This window comes from Pseudomonas lundensis (genome assembly GCF_002269125.1).
Classification (GTDB): domain Bacteria; phylum Pseudomonadota; class Gammaproteobacteria; order Pseudomonadales; family Pseudomonadaceae; genus Aquipseudomonas; species Aquipseudomonas lundensis_A.
On the sequence record NZ_NQKI01000003.1, the window covers coordinates 44,638 to 56,712 of the forward strand.

The following is a 12,075-nucleotide window of genomic DNA, read 5'->3' on the forward strand; positions in this document are numbered from 1 at the left end:
TGTGAAACGCAATAATGACTCAATTCTTTGCATTGGAATCACTATTGCTTCCCTGTCACTCTCTTCGCAAGGAAATAATTCATTAAGTTAATTTAAAAAGAGTTACTAATTATGCAGTGTGTTCCATGCGTTCTAATGCGCGGCGGTACTTCGAAGGGGGCGTTTTTTCTTTCTCATGATCTACCCGAGTCAATTACGGAACGGGATGAGTTACTGCTTTCGTTGATGGGGTCTGGTCACGAGTTGGAGATAGATGGGATTGGTGGGGGTAGTCCTCAGACAAGTAAGGTTGCCATCGTCAGCCCTTCACTCCACCCGGATGCAGATGTCGATTACCTTTTTGTCCAAGTGATGGTCTCAACGCGCCGCGTGGATACGACGCCTAACTGCGGCAATATGCTCTGTGCAGTTGGCCCGTTTGCTATTGAACAAGGCCTGGTTAAACCCAGCGGTCCTACAACCCGGGTGCGTATCCGTAACCTGAACACCCATACGTTTGTGATGGCTGAAGTGCAGACGCCTCAAGGCAAGGTGACTTATGAAGGGGAGACCGCCATTGATGGTGTGCCAGGTAGCGCGGCGGCTGTTCACCTGACGTTCCTTGATGCTGCAGGCAGCAAGACAGGCGCGCTTTTCCCGACAGGCAATGTTCAAGACGTATTTGACGGCATTCCCGTGACCTGCATCGACATGGCCATGCCGATGGTGATCGTTGAGGCTCGACACATGGGCAAGCAAGGTGATGAGTCGCCTGTAGAGCTCGATGCCGATACGACATTTCTGCACCGTTTAGAAACCATACGCCTGCGTGCTGGCGCGGCAATGGGGTTAGGCGATGTGAGTGACCGGGTGATTCCAAAACCCGTGTTGATTGCGCCATCCAAAGCAGGTGGAACGCTTCTAGTCAGGTATTTCATGCCTCACGCCTGTCATCGTGCATTGGCCATCACCGGCTCGATTGGTCTGGCCACCGCTTGTGTTAGCCAAGGTAGCGTGGCAGCACAACTGCTGGGTAAGGCTTGCAAGCCACGTCAGCAAGACGTGCGCATAGAACACCCAAGCGGTGGTATCGACGTCAGGTTGTCTTATACAGGCATGAGCGGCGAAATTATTTGCGCTTCTGTTGTAAGAACAGCGCGCAGGTTGTTTTCCGGGTACGTGTATGCCTCTCCCTTACGAAAACGAGCGAGTCAGTTTAATTAAGGTCGCGTTTTATAGAACCGCATCAAACAACACTAAAAAAGGTGATGCCATGAATATCATTCATTCGCTGAGTGATGGGCCTGTAATTATGTACCGCTGTATAACGTCCATACAGTTCATGATGGGCATGCCAACTGAGCAGGGGCTCAATAACAGTTAGACGCCACTTAGTACTTAGACGTCGATTACTTCATCTATAACAATAAGAGAATACTCTATGCTCGCCTTCCTGGGGTTGGCCATGATGGTTGTGTTCACGTTCCTGATCATGACCAAGCGCCTGTCACCGATAGTTGCCTTGACACTGGTTCCGCTTGTATTTGCGCTGATTGGAGGTTTCGGCGGTACTACCGGAAAGATGATGCTGGACGGCGTGAAAATGGTCGCGCCTTCGGCTGCATTGTTGTTATTTGCCATTCTTTTCTTTGGCGTGATGATTGATGCAGGCCTGTTTGACCCGTTGATCCGCAAAATCCTGAAACGGGTTAATGGTGACCCGATGAAGATTGCTGTGGGCACTGCACTGTTGTCATTGACCGTTGCGCTGGATGGGGACGGCACGACCACGTACATGATCACCTGCGCTGCAATGTTGCCCTTATACAAGCGTATTGGTATGAACCCCATGATCCTCGGCATCATTGCGATGTTGTCACTGAGCATCATGAGCGGTATGACCCCGTGGGGCGGCCCGGCCACGCGAGCGATAGCGGCGCTGGGGCTTGATGCGGGGGAATATTTCATCCCGTTATTGCCCACCATGATCGGTGGTGCATTCTGGGTTGTATTCACCGCCTTCCTATTGGGACGGGGAGAACGCAAACGTATTGGCAATGTGCTTTTACCAAGCGGTGGTAGCGACTGTTACATCAAAGCCATCCTGAACGATACCCCGCATAAGCGCCCCCGGCTGGCCTACATCAACTTGATGCTGGTCATCGCCGTTATGACTGCTTTGGTAATGGGGCTGATGCACTCTGCCATCCTTTTTTTGATCGGGTTTGTGTGTGCATTAATGATCAATTACCCACAACTGGATATACAAAAAGAGCGCCTTCTCGCCCACTCCGGCAACGCCATGACGGTGGTTGTGCTGGTATTGGGTGCCGGTATATTTGCGGGGATTTTCTCAGGCACCAAGATGGTTGATGCCTTGGCACAAACGTTAGTGGACTGGATCCCGTCCGACTGGGGCCATCTGTTTCCTCTTATTGTGGCCATCACCAGCATGCCGCTGACCTTTGTCCTGTCCAATGACGCGTATTACTTCGGCGTTGTCCCCATCCTTGCCAATGCGGCAGCTATCTACGGCATTAGCCCCCTGGAAATTGCACGGGCCTCAATTTTGGGCCAGCCCGTTCATTTGATGAGCCCTCTGGTCGCCTCTACGTTGCTGCTGATGGGCATGCTCGACTGCCATATCGGTGATTTTCAGAAAGCAGCGTGCAAGTGGGCGGTTCTCACTTCGCTCGTTGTGACCGCTATCGCACTTCTAACGGGCGCGTTGACGCTTTGGGTCTGATGTTTTTCGCCTAACAACCCATTCGGGTTGCAGACCCAGTGCAGCGCCAATAATAAAAAAGAGTCGTGCCATGAAAAAAATTTTACTGCGTGGTGTCCTTGCGACGTCCCTGAGTGCTTTACCGATAATTACTTCAAACGCTACGGAGTTTATTGAAGGGAGCCATTTGAAGCTTCAATTACGAAACATTTACTTCAACGAAAATTTCCGGGATGAGAACGGACTGAGCCCCCGCGCTGTTAAAAACGCGAAGAGTGAGCGAACAGAGTGGGCTCAAGGTTTTTTAGTAGACTTCAAGTCCGGTTTTACGCCGGGCACGATTGGATTTGGAATAGATGCATTAGGTCTGGCAGGTTTCAAGCTGGACTCTGGCAGAGGGCGCAGTGGGACCGGTTTGCTTGCAGTGCATTCAGATGGACAAGCCGCCGATGAATTCTCCAGCCTGGGAGTCGCGGGTAAAATCCGCTTTGCGCAGTCCACCGTCCAACACGGATCTGTATTGCCCAAGACACCGGTATTGATCTACAACGATGCGCGCCTTTTACCTCAGTCTTATCAGGGAACACTGTTCACTAGCACCGACATCGATAATTTGACACTGTCGGGGGGGCGCCTGAATCAATTCAAGTTAAGGGACTCCTCGGATAGCCGTTCGATTACACCGAACGGTTTCACGGGGCGAGGCTCAACATTCTCATACATAGGCGGCGAATACACACTGAGTGAACATACCCGTTTGGGGTACTTCTACGGGCAGTTGGATAACTTTTACAGGCAGCATGTCGCCTCAGTTCAGCACGACCGGCCATGGGGAGCTGGCGTATTAACGACCGATTTACGTTATTTCCGTAGTGTCGGCGCCGGTACACAGAAGGCAGGCGAAATTGACAATACCCTGCTCAGTAGCCTGCTGAGCTACTCAATCGCAGGCCATCGAGTGAGCGCCGGTTATCAAGTACTCAATGGCCAGGCCGATTTACCGTACATCACGGGTGCGACCGTCTATTCCTTCAGCAACGCCGGAATAGGTAAGTTCATTCATGAAGATGAAAAGACTTGGATGCTCAGTTATGGGTATGACTTTTCAAGGGTGGGCATGCCGGGCTTGACGCTATCGGGTCGCTATTTGAGTGGAAAAAAAAGCAAGGCTGGATCTGCGCAGTTGCACGAACATGAGCGCGACGCAGAGCTGGCGTATGTTGTACAAAGCGGGCCACTTAAAGGCGTGGGCTTAAAAGTTCGAAATTATGTATACCGTTCTGATGTTGCCAGAGGCAGGGACAGTAATCGTCTTTACCTTACTTACGATATCGCGCTGTGGTAAACCCGATGGCTCTGTCAGGTCTTGCCAGGCACATCAGTTTTCAAAAAGCTCACCGCCGTTCAGGGATGAGCTTTTTAACCGCGCTTAACGACGTCGCATCAACAGGACAGCAAGCACAATTGCGACGCCAGCAATACCCGTTGAAATGACTCCCAGAGACTCCAGCCCATAATGCCGAATCCCCAGGCCGCCGATGATAGCGCCTAACCCGATACCCGCATTGGCGGCTGAAATGTTCATCGTCGCGGCCAATGCCTGAGCTTTCGCCCCCGCCCGCATGACCCGGACCTGGCAAATCGGGAACAGTGCGGTATAGGCAATGCCCCACACGGCCAGCGCGACAATCAAGCCAGTGTGTTGTGCCGCCAATGGCGTGGCAGCCAGCATGCCTGCCGCAAGCAGACAGAGAAATACCACGCTTGAGCCCAGTGGGCTGCGATCTACCATGCGCCCACCGATGTGGTTGCCAAGCATGCCGACGGCGCCAAAGCCCATTAGCCACCAACCCACATGACCTGGCGAAATACCCGCGAGACTTTCGAGGGTATCTGCGAGGTAGGTGTAGGCCGTGAACATGGCTGTGAAGGTCAGGACAGACAGCGCGACATGGGCGATAAAGCGTGGGTCTTTGAAAATGAGCGTTTGTTTTTCACCCTGATTGCGCTGGGGCGCGCCGGGCAAAGTTGGCATATAGCTGCGCATAAGCCCGGCGATTAACAGGCAGAGGGCGGCCAACATCCAGAAGCTGCCACGCCAGCCAATGGCGTCCGCCGCCAGCGTGCCCAGCGGGATGCCGAAAACAAGGGCTGCTGAAATACCCATGTACACGTTCGCCACCGCTTTCCCAGCATTAGCCGGGCCAGCGAGTTGGCCGGCTGTTTCACTTGCCGTGCCCCAGAAAACGGGCAAAAGCAGTGCAGGAACAAACCTCGCAATCGCCAAGATCCAGATATTGGCGGACACCGCTGCAAGCGCATTCGACGCGGCAAACACCAGCAAGATAAAGGTGAACAACTTCCTGCGGTCAATATGGGCCAGTCGCGCCGTCAGAATTGGACCGAACAGCATCACCGTGAAGGCAAATAACGTCACCAACTGGCCTGCGAGCGTAACCGAGACATTCAAGTCCCGCGCCAACGCAGGCAAGAGGCCGATGATCAGAAACTCGGTGGTCACAATCACAAAGGCTGCAATGGCCATAATGGCGATTTGAACTGCCGTGTGTGAAGACGTTGTAGGAGCGGCCGTGGAATGGGCCTGAGGTGAAGAGGGCATGGGGAGACGCTCTAAAAAAACAGTGCGTTAGCTTATTGGAGAAATAAATTCAGATTGCGGCTATAAACTACGCAATCAGATGAATTCAATTCCCCAATATCGAGGCGCGATGTTTTCTTCAGAACGGTTAAAAGGCCTGGACGTTTTCGTGTCTGTTGCTGAAACCGGTAGCTTTACAGGTGCTGCTGAGCGTTTGAACCTTACGCGTTCGGCCATTAGCAAAGCCATTGCCCGGCTGGAATCACGGCTGGACACCCGACTGTTCACTCGAACCACCCGCACGTTGTCGCTGACTGATGCAGGTGTGAGGTTTTACCGAACCTGCACCCATGTGCTGGGTGAGCTGGAGGAAGCGGAGTTATCCCTGCATGCGCACAGCACCGAGCCCATGGGCCGTGTGCGCATCGACTTGCCCGCCGCCTATGGTCGCCTTCATGCGCTGGGGGCCATTTTGCGCTGTGCGCGCGAACATGGGTTGCTGCAGCCGCATATTTCGTTTTCGGACCGTTATGTGGACCCGGTTGAAGAGGACATCGACATTGTCGTGCGTATAGGCGGGCCGGACCTGCTGTCGCAAGCGTTGGGCCGACGTTATCTGGGGACCGAGCGCCTGGTGTTTTGTGCCTCCCCCGATTATTTGCTCCGCCAAGGCGTTCCTCGGACTGAGCTGGATTTGCAGCACCACCATTGCGTGATGTATGGCCGCGCGGACGGGAGCGTCAACCCATGGTGGTTCGCCGGGGCGCACGGTGGTCGGGAGCGCCGGATATTGCCCGCGCACATCGCTATTGGTGATGGCGAGGGGCAAGCCGCTGCGGTGCTGGCTGGACACGGCATCGCCCAGCTGCCGACCTGGTTGGTGCAAGACGCGCTGGCGCAGGGAACACTGGTGCAAGTGTTGGCACATCTGGCTACGGACGGATCGCCCATCCATTTGCTGTGGCTCAAGCGCCGCCAATCCCAAGCCAAGGTCAGCGTATTGCTGGACGCGTTAGGCGCGGCGTTGACGGCGTAAAACACTATCGAAGGGTTTCTCTGAGTGATCTGTAAGAAGGTTTTCTGGCGAAGGTGCGAAGTCTTCCAAGTGATTGACTACGCTGTAACCAGAAAATAGCAAAGCAACTGAAATCGAACTTCGCTGAACCCTATCGATCAGTTGACTACAGACGTCCAGGAGGTCACCCCGGTTTTGTCTCATTTCAAACCCGTATTTTTGCTTTTCATCCTGTTGCTCATAGGCATTGGATTCGCGCAGGCAGCCCCTACGCTGTCGTCCGTTATCAAAGCTGAGGAAACCGACGGCAAGCCGCCCGTATTGGTGGACGGAGGATTGCTTGGCGCTTTGGGTGCTGGCATGGATGAAATGCAAGGCCAGCTCGGGCTGAGCGTGCACGTGTTCGATACCTGGCGCTTGCGCACCGAGCGGGCGGCCGATGAGGTCGGTGTCTTGCTGGAGCAGGCCTCGACCCATCCCTCCTGGAGCGGGGTAGGAGATTTCCTGTGGTTATCCGCAGTGTGGATAGGCGTCTTTGCTGCCGCGATGGTTGGCGGGCGTCTGGTGGCGCGTCATGTGAGCGCGACCCGGCCCCTGAGGAATCGTCCCCGCCTGCAGACGCTAACCCGCTACATGGTTGCTTATCTGATCCCGGCGTTGATTGCCTTGCCGGTCACGCTGTACGCGAGCCGCTTTCTGCAGGATTCCATGGGCCGTTCGCTGGCACTGAGCCTTTCGTATGCCAGCAGCGCCGGCGTCTTTTGCGCGGCTCTGGTGCTGTCACTGAGCGCCATGTTTTATGTCGGCCACAAGCGACGGGCCGTGGAAATCATTCGTCGCTACTCGATGCGCCCCTTGTTCCTGATCGGCTTTTTTGCTGCGTTCAGCGATGCAATGACCAGTCCGCAAATCGCCCCACAACTCGGGGGCAACCTTGCCAGTTGCCTGTCGGTGGTTACGGGATTAATCGCCTGTTTCATTTTTGCCTTTTTGGCCATCAAGCTGAGGCGTCCAGTGGCGCACCTGATCCGCGACCGTGCGCTGGCGCAGCGCTTGGGGCAGCCAGCGCTTCAAGAGTCGTTGCGTATTTTCTCTGTGCTCTGGTACTGGCCGATCCTGCTGATGCTTCTGGTTTCGATGCTTAATTTGATTGGCGTGGGTGAGGGCAGCGAGCAGGCGTTACGCAACGCGTTACTGACCACCGGGCTGTTGATCGGCACCGTGTTCCTGAGCACGATTTTGCATCACTGGTTCAGTACCCATGCCAGCCGTAACGGTGCGTACCGGGAACGTTTGATGACCGTGCTGTACGCGCTGTTGCGTATCGCGCTGGCCGTGACATTCATTGAGCTGCTGGCGCAAATCTGGGGCTTCTCGCTGCTGGCGTTTGCGTCTGATAGTAATACCGGCAAGGTCATTAGCGATTCCCTCGGGCATATCCTGTTGATCCTGCTGGTGACGTGGCTGACCTGGGTGGTGCTGGACACAGCGATTCAACAAGCCCTGCAGCCCAACACCAACCGGCGGGGCACGCGGGAGCCAAGCACGCGAATCAAGACCATCCTGCCGCTGATGCGAAATGCCATCAAAGTGATTCTAGTGGTGGTCTGCACCATTACCACAATGGCCAATCTTGGGGTAAACGTTGCGCCGTTTCTGGCCGGAGCCGGGGTGATCGGTCTGGCGATCGGTTTTGGTTCACAGCAATTGGTTCAGGATGTAATCACCGGCCTGTTCATCATTATTGAAGACACCATTTCGGTCGGTGACTGGGTTGTGGTCGATGCCAATCACGCGGGCACCGTGGAAGGCCTGACCATCCGCACCTTGCGCTTGCGTGACAGCCGCGGCTTCGTGCACTCGGTGCCCTTCGGCCAGATCAAGGCCGTGGTCAACCATTCCCGTCAATTCGCCTATGCGTTCTTTTCTGTGCAATTCACTTACGCCACGGACATCGACAAAGCCACCGACCTGATTCGCGAAGCGGGGCGCCAGATCAGTGATGACCCACTGCTAAGCCTCAGCCTGCAAGGTTCGCTGACCGTGTTCGGAGTCGATAGCATGAACCTCGATGGCGTGACCGTTACGGCGCAATTTCGCACCATGTCCGGTGCACAAAGCACCATCACACGCGCCTTTAACGATCGCTTGAAAAAGCTTGTGGATAAGTCTGAGGACGTTCACTTTGCGCAAACCTATCCACAGGCGTTGCTTGCCCCCCTGAACGCGCTTGCCCCGTCTCAGGCAGCGCAGGCAGCGCCCCCTCGACCGACGTTGGTACTGAGCGATGAACCACCGTCATCGCTATAAACGGTGTAGGACGCTGATGCAGTTTGTCAGTGACGACACGCACAGAAACCCGCAAAATGCGGGGGTCTTGATCATGGCCAACGGCTTGTACGGTTGGTTTTCTGGTATACATCACCGTTCTGAATAGACTGAGCCTGCACACTCTATGCGAATGCGCCTTATGTTATTGGGCGGCGGAAATGCTCTCGGGCAGGCGCTGATTCGTCTGGGTGCCGAGGAAGACATCAACTTCCTGGCCCCGCGTCCGCCGCAAGACGGTTGGGATGCTGCGAGTCTGACCCAACTGCTCGATGACACCCGACCGGACGCCGTCATCAATCTTGCCTACTACTTCGACTGGTTTCAGGCGCAGTCTGTCAGCGAGTCTCGCCTGACTGCCCAGGAGCGCGCTGTCGAGCGTCTGGCCGAACTGTGCCAGCACCACGGCATCACGCTAATACAGCCTTCCAGCTACCGCGTGTTCGATGGCTCCCGGGCCACTGCTTACAGCGAGAAAGACGAGCCTGTCCCGCTGGGCTTGCGCGGCCAGGCCTTATGGCGCATTGAGCAAACGGTGCGGGCGATTTGCCCGCAGCACGTCTTGCTGCGTTTTGGCTGGCTGCTTGATGACAGCCCGGATGGCGCGATGGGGCGCTTTCTGGCCCAGGCTGAAAAAACGGGGGAATTGCTGATGGCCGATGACCGTCGCGGCAATCCCACCCCGGTCGATGACGCAGCCCGGGTGATTATCTCGGTGCTCAAACAACTCGACTGTGCGGCGCCGTTGTGGGGCACCTATCACTACGCCGGTCACGAGGCCACCACGCCGCTGGCACTGGGGCAGGCCATTCTGACCGAGGCGCGCAATCTGCACCCGCTGGCCATTGAAGCGCCGACGCCTCAAGCGCACGCCGCGCGCCCCGATGCCGCCGAGGAACCGCAGCATGCGGTGCTGGCGTGCAAAAAAATTCTGCATACCTTCGGGATCAAGCCCCGCGCCTGGCGCGCTGGCCTCCCGGCCCTACTGGACAGGTTTTATCGTCATGGCTGATGCCCCCATTCTCGTAACCGGCGGTGCCGGGTTTATTGGTTCCAATCTGGTCGATGCATTGCTGGCCAAAGGCTACGCAGTGCGCATCTTGGATGACCTTTCCACCGGCAAGCGCAGCAACCTGCCTCTGGACAACCCCAGGGTTGAACTGATCGAAGGTGATGTGGCTGATGCCGCGTTGGTCGCCAAAACCATGGCCGGCTGCCGTGCCGTGGTGCACCTGGCGGCAGTGGCGTCGGTTCAGGCATCGGTGGATGACCCCGTACGCACTCACCAGAGCAATTTTGTCGGCACCTTGAACGTCTGCGAAGCCATGCGCGAAGCGGGCGTCAAACGCGTGGTCTTTGCGTCCAGTGCAGCGGTCTATGGCAACAACGGCGAAGGCGAGTCAATTGTTGAAGACACAGCTAAAGCGCCGCTCACCCCGTATGCTTCGGACAAACTGTCGAGCGAATACTATCTGGACTTCTACCGTCGCCAGCACGGTCTGGAGCCGGTGATTTTCCGCTTCTTCAACATCTTCGGGCCGCGTCAGGATCCGTCTTCGCCGTACTCGGGGGTGATCAGCATTTTCAGTGAGCGTGCTGAAAAAGGCCTGCCCATCACCATCTTTGGCGATGGTGAACAAACCCGCGACTTTGTGTATGTGGGCGATTTGGTGAAGATTCTGGTGCAGGCAGTCGAAGCCGGACACGTGGAAGAAGGCGCGGTCAACGTGGGCCTGAACAAAGCCACGACCCTCAAGCAAATGTTGGCTGCTTTGAGCGAAGTGGTCGGCGAGTTGCCACCGATCAGCTACGCCCCGGCGCGCTCCGGTGACATTCGGCATTCGCGTGCTGATAACAGCCGCCTGTTACAGCGTTTCAAGCTGGACGAGACCACGCCGATGAGTGAAGGCCTGGCGCGTTTGTTGGGTCGCTAATACACGCTGCAAATGAAAAAGACGCCTCGAAAGGCGCCTTTTTTATGTCCGGCGATTGCTTAGAACTTGTAACCCAGGCCAACCATGTAAACCCATGGATCCACGTCAACGTTGACCTTGGCACGAGTGCCAGGCGCAACGCCGTTGTTTTCTACGGTAGCGCGGGTATCGATGTCGATGTAGCGCGCCTGGGCGTTGATCATGATGTTGTCGGTCAGCATGTAGTCAGCACCGATTTGCCAGGCCATGCCCCACGAGTTTTTTGCTTTGAAGTTATCGAAGCCCGCAGCGCTGGCGCGGCTGCCCACGTGTTCGTCATAAATCCAGGTGTAGTTGATACCGGCACCCACGTACGGTTGGAACGCAGACTTGGAGTCCAGTGGGTAGTACACAACGCTCAAGGTCGGTGGCAAGTGCTTGAGGGTACCCAGTTTGCCGTTGGCCGCGTCCAGGCCGGTGCCTTTGATTTTCACGTCATGCTCGAAGGGGGTCGCGGCCAGCAACTCGATACCGATGTTGTTGGTGACCATGTACGCAAAGTTAAGACCCAATTGGGTGTCGCTGCTCATGGTTGCCTTGCCGCCCAGATCAGTACCCGCCAGCGGACCCTGGTCTACTTTTACGCTGGAGCTGTCGGCTTTGGGGTTAACCGTAATGGCACCGGCACGGACGATAATGTCGCCTTCAGTGTGCGCGTGGGCAAGCGGGGCAACGACGGCAAGGGCAAGTGCCGCTGCGCTGAGCAAAGACTTGTGCATGGGAGCTCCAATTGGATATTTAAAATTTATATAACCAATGGTAATGAGCGCTCCGAGCCACTCTGTTGACCCAGCTCAATGAAACGACGATGGGCTGAAAAATTGTGAAAATTTCGTGAACTAACCCGCAAACCACCACTCTTTAATCGCTGTCGCGGCCTGCCATTACTGGGCCCGGAAGCCGAGACGGGCGTGACTGGCGATTACTCTGGCAATTCGTACACATAGATTTTCTGTGCGTCCATCTGATACCCGGCATCGGCCAGCTCGCTGCTGCTCGGCTTGACCTGCAACGCGCCTTCGATCCAGTACGGCTGATACAGCTCGTCCAGCTTGACCCCGACTTTACTGGTCACGTGCACGATCTGGTTCGAGGGCGGCGGCGGGACATGGATGCAGGCGCCGAAATACGGCACCAACAAAAACTCCGTGGTGCGGCCTTCTTCGTTGACCTCCAGGGGCACGATGTACCCCGGCAGACGAATGTTTTGCCCGTCCAGCGCAGGCACTACCGGCGCATTGGGCATGCTCTGCGCCGCCGCGGGCGCTGCCTCGGGGTCAAGATTGCCCAGCTGCGACAGGTCATGCATCGGCGCCATCTCTGGCACTTCGGGCGCTGCATCAGGCGGAATCATCTCCGACCACGTCAACTCCTTCGGTTCGGCTGCCCACACAGGGGTTGAAACCATCAGTAACAGGGCCAGCAGTACGCGTGGCAAGACGGACTTTTTCATACA

General features: G+C 56.0%; 10 protein-coding genes. 7 read left to right on the plus strand and 3 right to left on the minus strand.

Translation table 11 applies throughout. The features are described from left to right. Window positions 1-111: 111 nt before the first annotated feature. From CJF39_RS03220 to CJF39_RS03230, 3 genes are all read left to right on the plus strand, one after another. Entirely contained in the window at window positions 112-1,203 is a 1,092-nt protein-coding gene (locus CJF39_RS03220; protein ID WP_094992114.1) for a 4-oxalomesaconate tautomerase, read from the plus strand. A 217-nt stretch (window positions 1,204-1,420) separates the two neighbouring features. Beyond that, on the plus strand, window positions 1,421-2,725 hold the full coding sequence (locus tag CJF39_RS03225) for a CitMHS family transporter (protein ID WP_094992115.1): 1,305 nt from the start codon (window positions 1,421-1,423) through the stop codon (window positions 2,723-2,725). A 70-nt stretch (window positions 2,726-2,795) separates the two neighbouring features. Next, window positions 2,796-4,049, plus strand: coding sequence for an OprD family porin (locus CJF39_RS03230; RefSeq protein ID WP_094992116.1), 1,254 nt, complete (start codon window positions 2,796-2,798; stop codon window positions 4,047-4,049). 84 nt (window positions 4,050-4,133) lie between these two features. Here CJF39_RS03230 and CJF39_RS03235 read toward each other — a convergent pair whose 3' ends face one another. Then, window positions 4,134-5,324: an MFS transporter gene (locus CJF39_RS03235; protein ID WP_094992117.1), complete on the minus strand. Its 1,191-nt coding sequence runs from the start codon at window positions 5,322-5,324 to the stop codon at window positions 4,134-4,136. A gap of 109 nt (window positions 5,325-5,433) precedes the next feature. Between CJF39_RS03235 and CJF39_RS03240 the strand changes: the two genes are divergently transcribed. From CJF39_RS03240 to CJF39_RS03255, 4 genes are all read left to right on the plus strand, one after another. After that, window positions 5,434-6,339, plus strand: coding sequence for a LysR substrate-binding domain-containing protein (locus tag CJF39_RS03240; RefSeq protein ID WP_094992118.1), 906 nt, complete (start codon window positions 5,434-5,436; stop codon window positions 6,337-6,339). 174 nt (window positions 6,340-6,513) lie between these two features. Further along, the gene (locus tag CJF39_RS03245; protein ID WP_094992119.1) at window positions 6,514-8,628 is read left to right on the plus strand and encodes a mechanosensitive ion channel family protein; all 2,115 of its coding nucleotides are present in this window, start codon (window positions 6,514-6,516) and stop codon (window positions 8,626-8,628) included. A gap of 145 nt (window positions 8,629-8,773) precedes the next feature. Beyond that, complete coding sequence (locus CJF39_RS03250) at window positions 8,774-9,658, plus strand: sugar nucleotide-binding protein (protein WP_094992120.1); 885 nt, start codon at window positions 8,774-8,776, stop codon at window positions 9,656-9,658. Next, the gene (locus CJF39_RS03255; RefSeq protein ID WP_094992121.1) at window positions 9,651-10,580 is read left to right on the plus strand and encodes an NAD-dependent epimerase/dehydratase family protein; all 930 of its coding nucleotides are present in this window, start codon (window positions 9,651-9,653) and stop codon (window positions 10,578-10,580) included. The genes CJF39_RS03250 and CJF39_RS03255 overlap by 8 nt, the downstream gene beginning before the upstream one ends. 59 nt (window positions 10,581-10,639) lie before the next feature. On the opposite strand, the gene CJF39_RS03260 is transcribed toward CJF39_RS03255, so the two are convergent. Both CJF39_RS03260 and CJF39_RS03265 read right to left on the minus strand, forming a co-directional pair. Beyond that, window positions 10,640-11,338, minus strand: a complete 699-nt coding sequence (locus CJF39_RS03260) for an OmpW/AlkL family protein (RefSeq protein ID WP_094992122.1) — start codon at window positions 11,336-11,338, stop codon at window positions 10,640-10,642. 203 nt (window positions 11,339-11,541) lie between these two features. After that, window positions 11,542-12,072 (minus strand): DUF3299 domain-containing protein, encoded by a 531-nt coding sequence (locus CJF39_RS03265; RefSeq protein ID WP_094992123.1) that lies wholly within the window; start codon window positions 12,070-12,072, stop codon window positions 11,542-11,544. Window positions 12,073-12,075: the final 3 nt, after the last annotated feature.